The organism is Streptococcus cristatus AS 1.3089 (assembly GCF_000385925.1).
Classification (GTDB): domain Bacteria; phylum Bacillota; class Bacilli; order Lactobacillales; family Streptococcaceae; genus Streptococcus; species Streptococcus cristatus_B.
This window is the reverse complement of record NC_021175.1, coordinates 1,553,848-1,571,704: the sequence shown is the minus strand read 5'-3', so window position 1 is coordinate 1,571,704 and position 17,857 is coordinate 1,553,848. Positions and strand designations below refer to the sequence as shown.

The following is a 17,857-nucleotide window of genomic DNA, read 5'->3' as shown; positions in this document are numbered from 1 at the left end:
AGGCCTATGGCAAAGCGAATTTTATTAGTAGAAAATGAAAAGAATCTTGCACGATTTGTGACTTTGGAACTGCAAAAGGAAGCTTATCTTCTGGATGTAGTTGAGACAGGAAGTCAAGGTTTGGCGTTGGCCAGAGAAAATGACTACGATCTGCTCTTGCTTAATTATGACTTGCAGGATATGACTGCTAGTGAGTTTGCCAAGCAACTGAGCTTGCTCAAACCGGCTTCGGTTATTATCGTCTTAGCTAGCCGTGAAGAAATCAAAGAACATGTAGATGAGATTCAGCGCTTTGCAGTCTCCTATACCATAAAGCCTTTTATTATCAGTGATTTGGTTGAGAAAGTCTCCGATATTTTTCGAGGTCGGGACTTTATCGACCAGCATTGTAGCAAGCTGAAAACACCGACTGCTTACCGCAATCTACGAGTTGATTTGAAAAATCATATCGTCTATCGTGGAGAGGAAGTGATTGCCTTGACACGACGGGAATATGATCTGCTGGTGACGCTGATGAGCAACCAAAAGGTCATGAGCCGCGAGCAGCTTCTGGAACGTGTCTGGAAGTATGAAGGCGCCACTGAGACCAACGTAGTCGATGTCTATATTCGCTATCTACGTAGTAAGATTGATATTGCTGGTCAGACTAGCTATATCAAAACTGTCCGTGGCATTGGCTATGCTATGCAGGAATAATAAGAACAAACCCGCCCTCTGTTTCCAGAAGGGCGGGTTGATTTTTTCATTTTTAGCGCAAATAATAAAATCCTAGAAGATTAAAATCCCTCTGCTTAGAGGACATGGCGCTCGAAAGCATTGTCAGAGATCCCTTGGCTGAGAATGAGTTTCGCCCATTCTTTGGCAGAAAAAAGGCTATGATCCTTGTAATTGCCACAGGATTCGATAGTAGTGCCAGGGACATCCTCCCAAGTAGTTGTCTCAGCGATTTCTTCTAAGCAAGATTTGATGACTTGGGCAATTTCAGTCGCTGAGTGTTGTCCCCACATAATCATATGAAAGCCAGTGCGGCAACCAAAAGGCGAGCAGTCAATCATGCCGTCAATCCGCTTGCGAATCAGCATAGCCAGCAAATGCTCGATGGTATGCAGGCCAGCCGTCGGAATAGAGTCTTCATTTGGCTGCACCAAACGAATATCAAAGTTAGAGATAATATCTCCTTTAGGGCCAGTTTCTTCGCCGATGAGGCGAACATAGGGTGCTTTTACGATTGTATGGTCAAGCTCAAAACTTTCAACGATAACTTCTTTAGACATGATTTCTCCTTTAAAATTTTAAAATTGGAACCTGAAAATGAGATCAGATTTCAAAAGCGACATTTCAAACACTTCCTTTTGATTATAGCATAAAAAAATAAGAGTTAGGAAATAAAAAATTTATATATTAAATTCTTTGATTTAGAGCCTTTTCGCCCAATAATAGGCAAAAATCAGGCTTCTTTTTCAAAAAATTGATTTGTGAATTTCTGCTATTTATGATAGAATAAAAAGGAATTTTGAATTCAATAATTAAATAGATTTGGAGTAAAAACATGGGCTTATATACGATAGCTGCTTTTGTTTTTGCTGCCATCTTTGGTTTAGTGATTGGGTATGTAGGGATTGCGGTTAAGATGAAAGCATCTAAAGAGGCCGCGGAACTTACTCTTTTAAATGCTGAACAAGAAGCAACCAATTTACGCGGTCAGGCAGAACGCGAAGCGGATTTGATTGTCAAAGAAGCGATGCGCGAAACCAGTTCGCTTAAAAAAGAAGCACTTTTGGAGGCAAAAGAAGAAGCCAGAAAATATCGTGAAGAGGTTGATGCAGAATTTAAGTCTGAGCGTCAAGAGTTAAAACAAATTGAAAGCCGCTTAACAGAGCGTGCAAGTAGTCTTGACCGCAAAGATGACAATTTAACCAACAAGGAAAAGACTTTGGAGCACAAAGAACAAAGTCTTACTGATAAAGCTAAACACATTGATGCGCGTGAAGCACAAGTAGCTGAGCTAGAGCAGCAAAAAGAAGCTGAGCTTGAGCGGGTAGCGTCCTTGACTCAGACGGAAGCGCGTGAGATTATCTTGACCAAGACCGAGGATAAGCTGTCCAAGGAAATCGCGACCCGTATTCGGGAAGCGGAGCAGGATATCAAAGAGCGTTCGGACAAGGTGGCCAAGGATATCTTGGTTCAAGCTATGCAGCGGATTGCTGGTGACTATGTGGCTGAACAGACCAATTCAACGGTTCATCTTCCTGATGACAGTATGAAGGGACGGATTATCGGACGTGAAGGTCGCAATATTCGAACCTTTGAAAGCTTGACAGGGATTGATGTTATCATTGATGATACGCCTGAAGTGGTTACTCTTTCAGGTTTCGATCCAGTTCGCCGTGAGATTGCTCGGATGACTATGGAAGCTCTTCTCAAGGATGGTCGGATTCATCCGGCTCGTATCGAGGAATTGGTCGAAAAGAATCGCTTAGAGATTGATAACCGTATTCGAGAGTATGGTGAAGCCGCAGCCTATGAAATCGGAGCACCAAACTTGCATCCTGATTTGATGAAAATCATGGGTCGCTTGCAGTTCCGTACTTCCTACGGGCAAAATGTTCTCCGCCACTCGATTGAGGTTGCCAAATTGGCTGGAGTTATCGCTGGAGAGTTGGGTGAAAATGCGAACTTGGCTCGCCGTGCTGGTTTCCTCCATGATATTGGCAAGGCTATCGACCGAGAAGTAGAAGGTAGCCACGTGGAAATCGGAACAGAGTTGGCTCGTAAGTATAAGGAACATCCAGTTGTTATCAATACCATTGCTAGCCACCACGGTGATGTAGAAGCTGAGAGCGTCATTGCAGTCATCGTTGCAGCAGCGGATGCCTTGAGCGCAGCTCGTCCAGGAGCTCGTAGTGAGTCGCTGGAAAGCTACATCAAGCGATTGCATGATTTGGAAGAAATTGCGAACAGCTTTGAAGGAGTTAAGACAAGCTTTGCCCTTCAAGCAGGTCGTGAAATCCGAATCATGGTCAGTCCAGAGAAAATCAAGGATGATAAGATTACAATCTTGGCGCATGACGTGCGTGAAAAGATTGAAAACAACTTGGAATATCCAGGAAATATCAAGGTCACAGTCATTCGCGAAATGCGAGCAGTTGATTATGCTAAATAAAGTACTAGGACCTTGTCCTAGTCTTTTTTGAAAAGCTGATGAAACGAATAAAGAAAGGAGACGTAATGGTAGAAATTATCGACAATGATTTATATGCCCAAAATGCGAGAAATTGCCAATTAAGCGGAGATCAAAAAAAGCAAGAAGCAGATAATGTAGGCGCAAAAATAGAGCGATTAGAGGCTGCAAAGAAAATTTTAGACGAACAGCTCGTTCTACTAAATGGAAAAATTGATGGTGCAGAAAGTCTTTTCAATGGATCTGCAGGAGATATGTCTCCTGCTGGTAATTGGAAAGGAGATTTGAAAAAAGAATGTAAATTTCATTTCGAGCGTGGAATTACAAATCTGACTGATATGGAAAACAATTATCAGGATACCTTGAAAAACATTAATGGTGAATTAGTGAAATTGAAAGCTTCTCAATTAGATTTATTGGGAGCGGCACAGAGTTTTTGGGATCAAGCTCAGTCTTGGTGGAATTCCATTCAATAAAAGGAGGAAACATGTCTCAAGATAAAGTAGGTGTACAACCCGAAGAATGGTCTAGTGTTGTCAGTAATGCTAAGAAAAGTGTTCATGGGCTAGTAGCTTTGTCAAAAAAAGAAGTTAGCTCGACAACTCTTTCTCGTTTTAAAAAATTTAATACAATTCAAGATACTTGGAACTCAGCCTTGACTGCTTATAAAACGTATGGAGAAGCAAGGGCAGATATGATGGCTAAGATGGGTGAGAAAATCATTGAGGATGATGCTGTCTATGCTAGTCAAATTGATAAGAATAAGAATTATGTGAGGTTTAACTAATGGCAGATACTCAAGAGTTGGAGGACTTTCGCACAGTCTTGTCTACGTGGCCGGATACTGATTTCGAAATAACAGATACTATTATCAAATTCGGAGATTTTCTGGGAGCACGGCCCCCTTTGATGAGAGAATTATACAAGTTAATCAAGCTGAAAGGATCTCAGTACGAATACAATTCTTTGCTTGGAACGACTATTCTTTTTACCCGTACTCAGAACGGTCAGATTACCTTCTCTTTTAACGGAGAAGAGCAGGTGTGGTCGGAAGATTCATTTTTTCTATTTTTGGCTATTCTAGATGTCTATTTTGGAAAGATTTATCCGATTGGTTCAGTTGTTGAGCTTGATTTGGATTTGCTGAACAGTGAGCTTAAGGAAATGTTTTCTGAGGAGCCAGGAGCGTTGGTCATGCTGACTGGACGCAAGGCACCGTTAGCAGAAGGTTTTGACCCTTATGTGATCGATTATTTTGGTCGAGTATGGCCATTTGGTGAAGTTGCTGCTTTTCCGCCTGTATTTGTTAGCAACATGATGATTAAGAATGTTGTTCATTTTGGCTATGAAAATGAATGGGAGGAAAGAATTTCAGAAGAAGTCATTCGCCAGACTTATATCAAAAGCCACCAGTTGTCAACCGCCTTTATGACTAGGGTAGATCAGTTGGCTTATTTAGCCTTTTTGAATGAGAAGTTAGTAGAGAAGGAGGGATTAGATGAGTGATGAATTTCATGTTGATATAGCAGAACTATACGATGTTTTTAAGGAAATCCAATCGCAATCTAAAAAAATAATTAGTAGTTTAGAAGCTGCTAAAAGCTCTTATAATTCTGTGATCACTTCTAATTCCATGTATGGTAATGTGGGGCAAGCAATCGCAGGCGAGATTAATAGTTCGCATAATATGTTGCTAATGCAGCTAAAGGATCTTCTATACAGTCTGCAAAGTGACTTTGCTAAGGAAGTGGAGAGCTTTCAATCAGCGACTGGTGAGAAGTCGAGTACTGCTGTACTGAATCAAGGTATTTTGAAGACTACAGGAGACTATTTTGATACGCTAAAAGGTGAGATTGACCAAATTCGGAAAACAATCAATAGCGCGACAGATAGTGTCAGTGATTTGATCTCTGTAACCAGTGATGCTCGGAACTATGAGTATTTTGGAGGTAATCTCTCGAATGCTAAGGAAGTGATAACGACTACGATAGAAAAAGTCTCAACCTGGGATGGCCAAGGCACCGCATTGGCAACGGAGACCAGCCTCCAATATCTGCAAGAATTGCTGGGTCAACTGCAGCAGACAAATGGGCTAGACTATAGCGATCCTATTATCAGCCAAGTAGTGAACAATCTTTCCCCCATGGCGGATAAGGTCAAGGAGATAGATGATCAGATAGATGAGAGTGTCCAGAAAGCCGAGCTAGAGGCACAAAAAGCCAAGGAATTGGAAGACAAGGAATTGGAGAGGATAGAAAAGGATTGGCGTCTTCACCATCCAATTCAGGCCATGTTTCGAGATTGGCGTAAGGGCTTCTCTGATAGTTTAGACGGAATGACTGAATGGATGAAGGATGATCCGAACTGGGCCTACATCAAAGGTTTTGGGGATGCAGCCTTTGGCTTTTTAGGTGATGTAATATTTGGAACTGTAGAATTTGGTATTAATCTTGCCCAATACACCCACGAAGGTCTGACGTTTGGTTATAATTCTCTCATGGGGAAAGAGACTCCGCAGTGGATGAAGGATGATCTAGAAGGTGGGAAGAATGCTCTTGGTGAAGTCTTACTAAATACGCTTGGGACTGCTTATGGATTAGCCACAATGATTCCAGATGTGAATGATTTGATTAATGCCTTAGACGACAGTACTCGTGATGGCAGTCTCATGGGGTCGATTCTACATGATATCCGTCATGCCAAAGATTTGAAACAGCAACCGATTCGTGATAAAATCGAACTAGCTGGACAGTTTTCGGGTTATGAAAGTGGACAGGCTGCAGGTGAAATCATCAGTGAAATCGTTTCATTTATTGGTCCGGCTAAGTTAGCCAAGATAGCCGGCAAGAGCAAGCTGATTAGCCGATTGTCACAGGTGCCCAAGATTGAAAAGGGCTTATCTTATATAAAACAAGCTCGTACGATGTTGTCTGACAACTATCTGAGCAGACTAGCACGGGAGAGCTACGGTGCGACCAAGGACTTCTTTAGAAGTCGTTTGGGGAATCTATGGGATGACTTGAGTTACAAGAAGTTCTCCTTTGCGGGATTGGATGATTTCCGCAAAGGAGATGACATTGGCAAGCATACCGCTCGACTTTACCAGAGTACGGGTGAGAGTGCGGAGTATCAGAGTATACTTCGGGATCTTTATGGCGATGCAAGCGAGCAGAGCGGCCAGAAGGTCGGCCGAGAGTTCAGCAAGGAAACCGGTACACAAGCTCATCCTGAAGTCCATTGGGAGGGCCACAAGTGGGAAAGCCATTTGGATGACCTCCATCAGAAAATGTTGAAGAATAATGTTCCAGTAACTTCTGAAGTACATACGATAGAAGAGATAGCTAAACAACAAGCAGAGATATTAAAAGTCCGCTATGGCGAAGAGGCGCTTTCTTCAAGTTTGAAGAAAGGTAACTTTGGAGAAATGGTTCAGGATGAGTACTATCGTCAGTTTGGTTATGAGCGTATCAGCAGGGACATGGTAACAGGCTTGGATGATGCTGGTCATCAGGGGATTGATGGTGTTTACTACAATCCTAATGGCCACCCACCATACATCATTTCAGAGGCTAAGTATAATACGGCTAAGCTTGGGAAAACTAAAGATGGGAAACAGATGAATGAACGATGGATTGATAGAAGATTGGAAAATGCTGTTGGAGAAGAGCGTATTGCGGCTATTCAGGATGCCATGGAATTTGGCGATTTTCAAAGCCATCTGTTTAATATTAAGCAAGATGGACATATTATTGTCAATCAATTAGATGAAATGGCTAAGAAATTGAAGTGAGGGAAGCATGTTTAGAGACAAATATAAAGATGAAAATTATTTTCAGAAAAAGTATGATTTTAATTTCAAAGCATTTGAAAGGAGAGAAGGGAAAGAACATAAAGAACGTGTTTTACCACAATACATCAATAAATATTATATATCTCAGTCTACTTATGCTGAAAAATTATTACGAATTAATTATGCTCTTGGAAATTCATTAGATGAAGTATTCAAATGGTTCAAGATTAGTTTGAGATACTACCAACTTTCTTATGGAGCTTTTGAAAGTATCTATGACTTGATGGATTACTTATCTCTTGCTGTTCTGTTCGAAGACCGCAAAGAGGAATTTATCGAAGATGTTGAGAAAATCTTCAGTAAGTATCAGTCCTTCGTAGATTCGGGCGAGCAGTATGAGGATGGCTTCATCGAAACACTTGCCCTCTACTTGTTAAAGGGCGAAGTTGAGAATTTCCACTCGCATTTGGAATACCTGAATATGATTGGGAATGATGCAGATAGTGTCATTGAAGCACAGAAGTTCTGGTACTATGCCCACTCAGAAGCATCATGGTATGACACGCATAAGACAGAGGATGCCTATTATGGTTACTGGAGTTTTGATACCGCTGCCCTTTGCAAGATGCGTGGTATCTATGATGAACGTTTCAAAGATTTGGATTTCTTCCCATACGACCTATTGGTTCAGGAAAGATAAATAATATCTAAGTTGACCGCCCTTTTGGGCGGTTTTTACATTCTTTGTTCATGTTGTATAATGAAATGAATTTGTTCCTGATTTCCAATTAATCGTATTAGACGACAGTACTCGTGATGGCAGTCTCATGGGGTCGATTCTACATGATGCCCGTCATGCCAAAGATTGAAACAGCAACCGATTCGTGATAAAATTAAATTGGTTGGACAGTTTTCGGGTTACGAAAGTGGACAGGCTGCGGGAGAAATCATCAGTGAGATCGTTTCATTTATTGGTCCTACTAAGTTAGCCAAGATAGCCGGCAAGAGCAAGCTGGTAAGCCGATTGTCACAGGTGCCCAAGATTGAAAAGGGTCTATCTTATATAAAACAAGCTCGTACGATGTTGTCTGACAACTATCTGAGTACACTAGCACGGGAGAGCTATGGTGCGACCAAGGACTTCTTTAGAAGTCGTTTGGGGAATCTATGGGATGACTTGAGTTACAAGAAGTTCTCCTTTGCGGGATTGGATGATTTCCGCAAAGGAGATGACATTGGCAAGCATACCGCTCGACTTTACCAGAGTACGGGTGAGAGTGCGGAGTTTCAGCGTATACGCCAGAAACTCTATGGCGAGGCAAGCGAGCAGAGCGGTCGGAAGGTTAGCCGAGAGTTCAGCAAGGAAGCTAGTGAACAACTATCTAAGCATAGTGATGATGCTGCGAGTACTTCTAAAGGAATTTCAAAAAAAGAATATAATTCGCTTCGCAAGAAAACACCAAGTCAAGAGATACGCGATCATGTCAATAATGTTGATGGAGAAAAATTTGATCCAATTTATGGTTATCCAGTTGAAACCCTCGAAGCAGACCATATTGTCTCTATGAAAGAAATTACCGAAATGGATGGATTTTCTTCTCTATCTGATGTTGATAAAGTAGAGGTTTTGAATCTTGAGGATAATTTTATGGGATTAGGTAAACCTACCAATAGTTCCAAAGGGGCTAAAACTTGGAGTGATTGGCAGGGGCATTCTAAATTAGGAGATATTCCGGCTGAGATAAGAGAAAAAATGATAGCTTTGGAGAGTGAAGCTAGAACGAAGCTACAAAATGAAATTTTCAGGAGGTTGAAAAATGACGGAAGTGCTTGATACAAAAGTAGAGAAGAATGGTTTGATCTTTTACGGGACATTCTCTGAAGGTCTTTTTGAGGAATGGCTCAAAGTTGTGAATGTACTGCCCTCAAAGGAACGAATACAAGATGGCCTGCTATTACAAATCGGTTTTAGCATATATAAACTTGCTCAATTGAATATGGACCAATTTAGGATAATGTCAGTAAACTATGAAACAAACCCTTTTAAAGAGTTTACTGATGATTTGACCTTGGCTCTTTGGATTCAGTCCGAACAAACTAGGCTAGCTAAAGAGCTTAAGATTGAAGCTTCTGAAATCAGATTTGATGAGAAAATAGTGTTAGCCAAAGGTGTCTTTGAAAGCGACCATTACTTTTTGCAAAGACAAAACACTGATCGAAAAGGTGATTCGGGCTGGTTTGTTGGCTATCAAAATCAAGATACTGATGATTTTGTCGGCATATATGCTTTTGAAATATTAAAAAAGAATCCAAAGCTAATAAAAACTTTGATTCTACCTGCGGACTACCTAGTAGTAGTTAATGGTGGAGATATTCAGGCGATTCTGAATGAACAAGATGAAGAAATTTTTTCCGCTTCGTAGAGTTACTCGACTTGCTAGGGGATGATCAAGAGCCTGATTTATCTAGTTTTCTAGGTAGCGAATGCGGAAAATAGTATCTAATGTTTTTGTCTATAAACTGAAAAAAGAGGATGCGATGTTAGACAACTTTATAAAAGTGGCAGATATGCCTCAAGAAGTTATTGAAAAATACAAGGATCAGGTTCCAGCTGAGTTAGTTCAAATTTGGCAGGAAGATGGTCTGGGAACCTTTTTAGATGGTTATTTGAAGGTGATTAATCCAGATGACTATCTTGAACTTCTCCAAGATAGCTATTTCAGAGGAGATGTCGCTTTTCCCATGTTTGTAACAGCTTTTGGAGATATTATAACTTGGGAAGAGAATGCCTACGTGGGAATTGTCCAATATAATATTCAAGATTTAGATATTATTTGTAAGGGTCTGGATTTATTCATTCAATTTTTAGATAATGAATATATTACAAAGAAATTTGAACTTGATTTATATAGACAAGCTGTAGCAAAACATGGTCCCCTGCCTTATGACCAATGTTTTGGTTTTGTACCGCTCCTAGCATTAGGAGGTTTTAAAGATGTGGACCATATGGATAAGGTAAAAACCTTGGAGCACATTTACCTCATGTACCAACTGACAGGCGGAGTAATGGATGATTGATAATGATATCACCACCCTATTGAACCGCACCCCAAAAGTTAGATTTTTCTGTCTAACTTTTTTTTGTCTGAAGGTGATTGCAGACATTTCACGTTTTTTTAACAATGCTACATAGATAATACTATAAAATAATTCAAATGGTCAGCTTTGCTGGCCTTTTTAGATAGGGAGTTATCATCATCTTTATCTAACATGATAAAGATTCAAATGGCCTAATCTTTCATTCAGAATAGAGGCACCTAAGAAATGACTGTTCAATATATATAAATGCATCAATAATAGAAATGTTAGCTCTTTTATTAGATCAAATAACTAAAGCACCGCATTGGCAACGGAGACTAGTCTCCAATATCTGCAAGAATTGCTGGGTCAACTGCAGCAGACAAATGGGCTAGACTATAGCGATCCTATTATCAGCCAAGTAGTGAACAATCTTTCCCCCATGGCGGATAAGGTCAAGGAGATAGATGATCAGATAGATGAGAGTGTCCAGAAAGCCGAGCTAGAGGCACAAAAAGCCAAGGAATTGGAAGACAAGGAAAAGGAGAGGATAGAAAAGGATTGGCGTCTTCACCATCCAATTCAGGCCACGTTGCGAGATTGGCGTAAGGGCCTCTCTGATAGTTTAGACGGAATGACTGAATGGATGAAGGATGATCCGAACTGGGCCTACATCAAAGGTTTTGGGGATGCAGCCTTTGGCATTTTAGGTGATGCAACATTTGGAGCTGTAGAATTTGGTGTTGATCTTGCCCAATACACCCACGAGGGTCTGACGTTTGGTTATAATTCTCTCATGGGGAAAGAAACTCCGCAGTGGATGAAGGATGATCTAGAAGGTGGGAAGAATGCTCTTGGCGAAGCCTTACTAAATACGCTTGGGACTGCTTATGGATTAGTCACAATGATTCCAGAAGTGAATGATTTGATTAATGCCTTAGACGACAGTACTCGCGATGGCAGTCTCATGGGGTCGATTCTACATGATGCCCGTCATGCCAAAGATTTGAAACAGCAACCGATTCGTGATAAAATTAAATTGGTTGGACAGTTTTCGGGTTACGAAAGTGGACAGGCTGCGGGAGAAATCATCAGTGAGATCGTTTCATTTATTGGTCCTACTAAGTTAGCCAAGATAGCCGGCAAGAGCAAGCTGGTAAGCCGATTGTCACAGGTGCCCAAGATTGAAAAGGGTCTATCTTATATAAAACAAGCTCGTACGATGTTGTCTGACAACTATCTGAGTACACTAGCACGGGAGAGCTATGGTGCGACCAAGGACTTCTTTAGAAGTCGTTTGGGGAATCTATGGGATGACTTGAGTTACAAGAAGTTCTCCTTTGCGGGATTGGATGATTTCCGCAAAGGAGATGACATTGGCAAGCATACCGCTCGACTTTACCAGAGTACGGGTGAGAGTGCGGAGTTTCAGCGTATACGCCAGAAACTCTATGGCGAGGCAAGCGAGCAGAGCGGTCGGAAGGTTAGCCGAGAGTTCAGCAAGGAAGCTAGTGAGCAGTTAGCTAAGCATAGTGATGAAGTAGCTAAAAGTGCGAAAGAGGCTGCAGAACAAGCTGGTAAGAAAGTTGGCAGGGAGTTCAGCAAGGAAGCCAGTGAGCAGTTAGCTAAACATGGCGATGAAGTAGCTAAGGGTGCGAAAGAGGCTGCAGAACAAGTTGGTAAACATACCAAGGAAGAGTTTGGTGAGAAAGCAGTTGAAAACGTTTCAAGAGATTTAAGTGAGCCTCAAAGCCGTTTTGTTGGTAAGCTTAGAGGTGAGGATGTTATGTTTAGAGATAAATATAAAAATGAGGAGTATTTTTTAGAAAGAAAGCTTTTTTTAGAAAAGAGTTCCAGAGAATTTATATCCTTACAGTCGACTTTACCATTGGATAAGAAAGATTTATTAAATTTATACCTTGCTGGAGATTACAGAAATCTATCTAAAGTTTTATATTCTATTGGTGAGGATATTGAAAGTGTATTTAGTTGTTTTAAAGATAGTTTGTCTTACTATGGTTTAATATATAACGAAAGTTCAGGTATTTTTACCATGATTGACTACCTGTCTCTAGCGGTTCTTTTTGAAAATCGCAAAGAAGAGTTTATAGATGATGTAAAAATTTTATTTGATAAATATGTACAATATTCTGAGGAAGACGAAAGTGTTCAAGACGGCTACATCGAAACACTTGCCCTATACTTGTTAAAGGGCGAAGTTGAGAATTTCCACTCGCATTTGGAATACCTGAATATGATTGGGAATGATGCGGATAGTGTCATTGAAGCACAGAAGTTCTGGTACTATGCCCACTCAGAAGCATCATGGTATGACACGCATAAGACAGATGATGCCTATTATGGTTACTGGAGTTTTGATACCGCTGCCCTTTGCAAGATGCGTGGTATCTATGATGAACGTCTCAAAGATTTGGATTTCTTCCCATACGACCTATTGGTTCAGAACGATAAATAATATCTAAGTTGACCGCCCTTTTGGGCGGTTTTTATCTGGGAAAGCTTGGAAGGTATGCTTTGTGGTATACTAGAGATACAGGAAAGTTGATGATAAATCAAGCTGGAGGTGAAGATGGATAAAAAGGTAAATGAAAAGATTGCATTTTTAGATAAATACACGCTATCGTCTGAAGAAAAAAGTAGAGTTTATAACCGATGAATCCACTATTTTGAATGCTCCCATTCCAGAATATTGGAAAGCGGCATTTCTAGCCGATACTTTGGAAGATAGAAAAGCAGTTATTCTAGGAGTTTGGGGGAAATATCTTGCAAAGGAATTGAGCAATACGATTCTTTATCTACAAACATATCTGACTGAGATTGAGTTGATGAAATTGGTGAAGAATATTCTATTTTATATACTATTCTTAGTTACAAGACTCAAAAAACAGCTTTCTATGAAGGGAAAAATCCACTGCCAGAATCAGAATTTAGTGAGAAATTTGACTGTCCGATTGAAAATATAGATAAAACGATTGTAGACTTTTACACAAAAGTTCATAATGGCTTTTACTACTACCCTAGTAAAACAATGGGCTTGGATAGCACTGAAAATATCGATTCCATGGCTGATTTTGAATGGGAATATGAAGACCAGCTGGAGATGGATTTGACCTCTTGCTACAACTTTTTCAGTAATGGCATGGGGACCTATGTGGTACTTGATTTAAACCAAGATCTGGAGACAGGAGCCTATCTTTGGTCCGCCAAAGAGCTTCCTAAAGGAAACTTAAATTTTTGGGATATCATTGATGAATGGATTATCATTGGACTGTATTTTTAAAAAGAAACTTGTCTCAACTAGGTTGAGTATGGGGAGGATTTGCCAGACACAACTTAGCAAACTAGAGAGAGGAAATATGGAAAAACAAATTAATGAAAAAATTCGTGAGATTGCACAGAGTGTTAATGAGACAATACCAGTAGCATGGGATAATCTTTTTATTAACATAAGTTTAGCTTTTGATGGGGGAGAGGTATATTATTTCTTTAATGAAGAGGGGAAAAATGAGTATATCTACAATCTCTATATTCCAAAGCGGTATGGTATTCCTAATTTAGAATTTCGGAATCAAGAAAGACGCACCTTTAGATTGGCTTGGGAGTTGAGAGAAATCTTTGAGAAAGAAGGCCAACCTTTGTGGACTTCTTGTACGATAAAGGTAATTGGCACGAAATTATCTGCTGAATTTGACTATGCACCTTGGAATGAAAGTGATTATAGTTCAGGTCAACAAATGGACTTTTTTGAATATAAATATCTCGGAATGCAACCAGCTAACGAAAAAGAACTAGAACAGTTCAAAGCCATGGAAGCCTTCCAGCAGGAACATAATGGAAAGTAATTTGCTTGGATAAAAGACCACCATTTAGGTGGTCTTTTGTGGTTTATCAAACCTTATATATATTGTTTGTGGCATACTAGAACCATAATGAAGCGTGAAAAGGAAATCAGTAGCAAGCCCAATCGGAGGATAAAATGGAAAAATAAATTAATGAGAAATTATGTATCAAGTAAATGATATGATTTGTATATTATATATTCGAGATAACAAAATAGGCTCCATAATTTCTACAGTGTTTTATTCACTACAGAAATTATAGAGCTTTCATTTTTGAACTCGATGATAAAGCTAAGTATTATATTATAGCTATTTTCCTGCTATCTGTTAGACCAAGTTCTTGGTAGGAATAGAAGCAAGATTGGATAGATTTCTAAACGCCCTGCAATCATGGCAAGAGAGAGGAGGAATTTAGAAAATGGGCTATAGATAGAGAAGGTCTCGGTGGTTCCGATCATTGGTCCGATATTATTGAAACAGCTGATGACAGCACTGGTAACAGTCATTAGATTGTTATTATCCAGACTGATGATAACAATCAAAGCTGCGATAATCAAAATATAAACAGCCAAATATTTGAGAACCTTGTGTTGGGTATCTTTATCCAAAACAGCACCGTTGATATGCATGGTTAGAACGCGGTTTGGCGAAAGTGTGGAAAGGATTTGGTTTTTAGCGATGCGACCGATTATAATGGCACGGATCACTTTGAAACCGCCAGCGGTGGAGCCAGCAGAACCTCCTAGACACATGAGCAGCAGCAGAATGACTTGTGAGAAGAGGGGCCACTGTACGGTATCTCCATAGCCGAATCCTGTCGTAGTAATGATGTTGGAAACTTGGAAAAATGAAATTTCTAAGCTTTTAGCAAATTCCCCGTAAATATGGAGAACATTGAAGCTAATCAAAATAGTGGCAGTGAGGACAATCCAGAGATAGCCTTTCAACTCCTCGTCATGAAAACAGGCTTTAAATCTTCGAATCAAGAGATAATAGTAGAGATTGAAGTTTACCCCAAAGGTCAGAACGCCGAAGCTGACAAGGTAGGTGATTAGAGAACTGTTGTAGTGGGCAATTCCGTCGTTAAAGACAGTGAAGCCTCCTGTACCAGCCGTTCCCATTGCGATGACGATACTATCAAAGAGTGGCATGCCGGCGAGGAAATAAAGAAAGGCAAAAAGGGCAAAGAGCGCTAGATAGATAATATAAAGAATCTGGGCGGTGTTTCTCAATTTCGACACAACCTTACCAAAGACTGGTCCAGGAACTTCTGCTTTCATGACCTCTAAGTGGCCATTTTTAGCATTGTCCATGATAGCTAAGGCAAAGACCAGCACCCCCATTCCTCCAATCAAGTGGGTAAAACTACGCCAAAAGAGGAGGGAGTGGGAAAGGACAGATACATCATTTAAAATCGTAGCACCAGTAGTGGTAAAGCCAGAGCTGACTTCAAAGAAAGCATCAATTAGATTTGGAATCTGACCAGAAAAGACAAAAGGCAGAGCGCCAAAGAAGGACCAGAGAATCCAGCAAAGGGCAACAATCAGTACCCCTTCCTTGGTGTAAATGTGGGCATCCTTAGGCTTAAAGGCTGAACCTAATCCACCCAAAATCACTAAAATAATCATTGTCGCGCCGATCGAAAGGAAGACTTCAAGATCTTCACGGTAAATCAGGGCAACGATTGTTGGAACTAACAAGAGGGCTGCCTCGATGAGCAGGAGTTTAGAGAGGAGAAAGCGAATCATAGATCTATTCATGGGGCTACCTCTCTAATAAATCGTAAATCTTATCGATGTTTTGAATCAAGGTTGTCACGATGATCTTATCTCCGACTTCCAAATAGTCATCTCCACTTGGGAAGATGGTTACACCCTGACGAATAATCGCTGCAATCAGGACCCCTTTCCTCAATCTGAGCTGAGAAAGAGGCTGCTCAATCATTTTGTTTCCTTCGTGGATCTGGAATTGGAGCGTTTCAATCTGGCCATTTGCCACATGGTGTAAGGCTTCTAGGCTAGAGAATTGCGCGTTATTCCGTCCACGGATGAAGTGCATAATGGTATCAACCGCGATCCCTTTCGGCGTGACAATACTTGCGAAGTCTTGATTGTCAATAATCTCAAGCAGACTGGTCCGATTCACTTTGGTGATGTTTTTCTGAACTCCCAGGTTATTGAGGAACATGGAGGTGATGATATTTTCTTCATCGACCCCTGTCAGTGTGGCGATCGCATCGTAGTGCGCAGCTCTTTCCTCCAGTAGGATGTCTTTGGCTGTTCCATCCCCATTGACCACATAGAGTTCTGGAAATTCTTGGCTAAAGAACTCTGCTCGCTGGCGATTGATTTCGATGACCTTGAGCTCTATTTTGCTGTTTTTGAGAATGTTTAATAGATAATAGGCAATCTTGCCTGCTCCGATAATCATGAGGCTTTTGATGACTCTTGGTCGGATTTGATTGTGGAAACGGACAATCTCTGACCGATTTCCAGTTAGAAAGATTTTGTCAGATGGCTGCAAGGTGAAATCACCATCTGGGATACTGAGCTTGCCCTCTCTTTCAATAGCACAAATTATAACGTGGGGGAAACGTTTCCTAAATTGTGAGAGGTTCATTTGACAGAGATGGCTTTCTGGCTTGATTTTAAAGTCCATTAGGGTCACTCGGCCATTGGCAAAATGCTCTAGGGACAGGGCATTAGGAAAATCAATGATATTGGCAATGTAACGAGCTGCGAGGAGCTCAGGATTGACTACCAGAGAGAAGCCCAGAATATTTTTTTCTTTAAAATAAGCATTTGAGTATTCAGGATTTCTCACACGGACAATGGTTTCTTTGGCCCCCATTTTCTTTGCGAGAACGGCTGAAACCATGTTAACCTCATCCTGCTCAGTCATGGCAATAAAGATATCGCAGTGGGCAACATCTGCCTGCTCCAAGATTTTAAAATTCGCACCATTTCCAACGATGCCCATAATATCGTAACGTTTTGTAATATGATTTAGAACAGCTTCATTTTGTTCAATTAAAACGACATCATGCTTTTCAGCGACGAGTGAGCGACAAAGGGCGGCGCCGACCTTCCCGCTTCCGACGACGACAATTTTCATATTATTCCTCCCGAATATGTATCTATCATACCTTTTTTATATAAAATTTCATCTATAAATCTCAATAAAGTCGTTTTTTACAGAATAGTAAGCTGTTTCAAAAGAAATCCTACAAAAATCTCACTTTTTGAGGTCATTTTTATTGACTTGTCGGAAGAAAATGATATACTAGGAAAGTACCCTCATTGATTTACATCAGACCTGTTGTGATGTAAGTTAATGATGCCTTAACCACGCTGTTTGCTGAGCTTGACTCCGGGCAGTGTGGCTATTTTTTTATTCTAATGAAAATCAGGAAAAAATCATGTCTCAGCAAAATCATATCGTCCTTTTTGAACCACAAATTCCACAGAATACAGGCAATATTGCTCGTACTTGCGCAGCGACCAATTCTCCCCTCCATATCATCAAGCCCATGGGCTTTCCCATTGATGACCGTAAAATGAAGCGGGCTGGACTGGACTATTGGGATAAGCTAGATATTAGCTTCTATGAGAGTCTGGATGACTTTATGAAGCAGATGAACGGCCAGCTCTATCTGATATCCAAGTTTGCCGAGAAGGTCTACTCGGAAGAGAATTTTGCTGCAGAAGGGTCGCATTATTTTATGTTTGGCCGTGAGGACAAAGGCTTGCCAGAGGAATTTATGCGTCAGCATTCAGAAAAGGCCTTGCGCATTCCCATGAATGACCAGCATGTCCGCAGCTTGAATGTCTCTAATACGGTCTGCATGATTGTCTACGAAGCCCTACGGCAACAGAACTTTGCAGGACTGGACTTGGTGCATGAATACGAAGCGGATAAGTTGAAATGAAATGAGCTTGTCCCACCAGC

General features: G+C 40.7%; 16 protein-coding genes and 1 pseudogene. 14 read left to right on the top strand and 3 right to left on the bottom strand.

The annotated features are described in order from the left end of the window. Positions 1–6 precede the first annotated feature (6 nt). Positions 7–696: a response regulator transcription factor gene (locus I872_RS07775; protein WP_015605580.1), complete on the top strand. Its 690-nt coding sequence runs from the start codon at positions 7–9 to the stop codon at positions 694–696. 95 nt (positions 697–791) lie between these two features. Here I872_RS07775 and I872_RS07770 read toward each other — a convergent pair whose 3' ends face one another. Continuing rightward, positions 792–1,274, bottom strand: a complete 483-nt coding sequence (locus I872_RS07770) for an S-ribosylhomocysteine lyase (protein ID WP_005590897.1) — start codon at positions 1,272–1,274, stop codon at positions 792–794. A 275-nt stretch (positions 1,275–1,549) separates the two neighbouring features. Here I872_RS07770 and I872_RS07765 point away from each other — a divergent pair, with 275 nt between their 5' ends. From I872_RS07765 to I872_RS07705, 12 genes and pseudogenes are all read left to right on the top strand, one after another. Then, entirely contained in the window at positions 1,550–3,163 is a 1,614-nt protein-coding gene (locus I872_RS07765; RefSeq protein ID WP_015605579.1) for a ribonuclease Y, read from the top strand. Between the two features lie 65 nt (positions 3,164–3,228). Further along, a complete protein-coding gene (locus tag I872_RS07760) occupies positions 3,229–3,657 on the top strand; it encodes a hypothetical protein (protein ID WP_015605578.1) in 429 nt (142 codons plus the stop codon). 11 nt (positions 3,658–3,668) lie between these two features. After that, positions 3,669–3,968, top strand: a complete 300-nt coding sequence (locus tag I872_RS07755) for a hypothetical protein (RefSeq protein WP_015605577.1) — start codon at positions 3,669–3,671, stop codon at positions 3,966–3,968. Beyond that, positions 3,968–4,687, top strand: coding sequence for a DUF4176 domain-containing protein (locus I872_RS07750; RefSeq protein WP_015605576.1), 720 nt, complete (start codon positions 3,968–3,970; stop codon positions 4,685–4,687). Before I872_RS07755 ends, I872_RS07750 begins: the two co-directional genes overlap by 1 nt. Then, entirely contained in the window at positions 4,680–6,971 is a 2,292-nt protein-coding gene (locus I872_RS07745) for a T7SS effector LXG polymorphic toxin (protein WP_015605575.1), read from the top strand. The genes I872_RS07750 and I872_RS07745 overlap by 8 nt, the downstream gene beginning before the upstream one ends. A gap of 7 nt (positions 6,972–6,978) precedes the next feature. Then, positions 6,979–7,671 carry a PoNe immunity protein domain-containing protein gene (locus I872_RS07740; protein ID WP_015605574.1) on the top strand — a complete coding sequence of 231 codons (693 nt, stop codon included), beginning with the start codon at positions 6,979–6,981 and terminating at the stop codon, positions 7,669–7,671. 165 nt (positions 7,672–7,836) lie between these two features. After that, positions 7,837–8,805: a hypothetical protein gene (locus I872_RS12310; RefSeq protein WP_015605573.1), complete on the top strand. Its 969-nt coding sequence runs from the start codon at positions 7,837–7,839 to the stop codon at positions 8,803–8,805. After that, the gene (locus tag I872_RS07730; protein WP_015605572.1) at positions 8,789–9,394 is read left to right on the top strand and encodes an immunity protein Imm33 domain-containing protein; all 606 of its coding nucleotides are present in this window, start codon (positions 8,789–8,791) and stop codon (positions 9,392–9,394) included. The genes I872_RS12310 and I872_RS07730 overlap by 17 nt, the downstream gene beginning before the upstream one ends. 115 nt (positions 9,395–9,509) lie before the next feature. Then, positions 9,510–10,049: a T6SS immunity protein Tdi1 domain-containing protein gene (locus I872_RS07725; RefSeq protein WP_015605571.1), complete on the top strand. Its 540-nt coding sequence runs from the start codon at positions 9,510–9,512 to the stop codon at positions 10,047–10,049. A 325-nt stretch (positions 10,050–10,374) separates the two neighbouring features. Beyond that, positions 10,375–12,525 carry a PoNe immunity protein domain-containing protein gene (locus I872_RS12305; protein WP_015605570.1) on the top strand — a complete coding sequence of 717 codons (2,151 nt, stop codon included), beginning with the start codon at positions 10,375–10,377 and terminating at the stop codon, positions 12,523–12,525. Positions 12,526–12,639: 114 nt separating this feature from the next. Next, a pseudogene (locus I872_RS12430) lies at positions 12,640–13,350 on the top strand (hypothetical protein). Positions 13,351–13,426: 76 nt separating this feature from the next. Continuing rightward, on the top strand, positions 13,427–13,912 hold the full coding sequence (locus I872_RS07705; protein ID WP_015605567.1) for an immunity protein YezG family protein: 486 nt from the start codon (positions 13,427–13,429) through the stop codon (positions 13,910–13,912). 317 nt (positions 13,913–14,229) lie between these two features. Here the strand turns inward: I872_RS07705 and I872_RS07700 are convergent, their stop codons facing one another. Both I872_RS07700 and trkA read right to left on the bottom strand, forming a co-directional pair. Beyond that, the gene (locus I872_RS07700) at positions 14,230–15,669 is read right to left on the bottom strand and encodes a TrkH family potassium uptake protein (RefSeq protein ID WP_015605566.1); all 1,440 of its coding nucleotides are present in this window, start codon (positions 15,667–15,669) and stop codon (positions 14,230–14,232) included. Positions 15,670–15,673: 4 nt separating this feature from the next. Further along, positions 15,674–17,023 (bottom strand): Trk system potassium transporter TrkA, encoded by a 1,350-nt coding sequence (trkA, locus tag I872_RS07695; RefSeq protein WP_015605565.1) that lies wholly within the window; start codon positions 17,021–17,023, stop codon positions 15,674–15,676. A 304-nt stretch (positions 17,024–17,327) separates the two neighbouring features. Here trkA and I872_RS07690 point away from each other — a divergent pair, with 304 nt between their 5' ends. Then, positions 17,328–17,837, top strand: a complete 510-nt coding sequence (locus tag I872_RS07690; protein WP_015605564.1) for a tRNA (cytidine(34)-2'-O)-methyltransferase — start codon at positions 17,328–17,330, stop codon at positions 17,835–17,837. Positions 17,838–17,857: the final 20 nt, after the last annotated feature.

Coding starts and splice junctions, on each gene's coding strand:
- I872_RS07760 (WP_015605578.1), top strand. CDS start 3,229: ATGGTAGAAATTATCGACAATGATTTATATGCCCAAAATGCGAGAAAT.
- I872_RS07755 (WP_015605577.1), top strand. CDS start 3,669: ATGTCTCAAGATAAAGTAGGTGTACAACCCGAAGAATGGTCTAGTGTT.
- I872_RS07775 (WP_015605580.1), top strand. CDS start 7: ATGGCAAAGCGAATTTTATTAGTAGAAAATGAAAAGAATCTTGCACGA.
- I872_RS07730 (WP_015605572.1), top strand. CDS start 8,789: ATGACGGAAGTGCTTGATACAAAAGTAGAGAAGAATGGTTTGATCTTT.
- I872_RS07705 (WP_015605567.1), top strand. CDS start 13,427: ATGGAAAAACAAATTAATGAAAAAATTCGTGAGATTGCACAGAGTGTT.
- I872_RS07740 (WP_015605574.1), top strand. CDS start 6,979: ATGTTTAGAGACAAATATAAAGATGAAAATTATTTTCAGAAAAAGTAT.
- I872_RS07750 (WP_015605576.1), top strand. CDS start 3,968: ATGGCAGATACTCAAGAGTTGGAGGACTTTCGCACAGTCTTGTCTACG.
- I872_RS07765 (WP_015605579.1), top strand. CDS start 1,550: ATGGGCTTATATACGATAGCTGCTTTTGTTTTTGCTGCCATCTTTGGT.
- I872_RS07745 (WP_015605575.1), top strand. CDS start 4,680: ATGAGTGATGAATTTCATGTTGATATAGCAGAACTATACGATGTTTTT.
- I872_RS07725 (WP_015605571.1), top strand. CDS start 9,510: ATGTTAGACAACTTTATAAAAGTGGCAGATATGCCTCAAGAAGTTATT.
- trkA (WP_015605565.1), bottom strand. CDS start 17,023: ATGAAAATTGTCGTCGTCGGAAGCGGGAAGGTCGGCGCCGCCCTTTGT.
- I872_RS07700 (WP_015605566.1), bottom strand. CDS start 15,669: ATGAATAGATCTATGATTCGCTTTCTCCTCTCTAAACTCCTGCTCATC.
- I872_RS07690 (WP_015605564.1), top strand. CDS start 17,328: ATGTCTCAGCAAAATCATATCGTCCTTTTTGAACCACAAATTCCACAG.
- I872_RS07770 (WP_005590897.1), bottom strand. CDS start 1,274: ATGTCTAAAGAAGTTATCGTTGAAAGTTTTGAGCTTGACCATACAATC.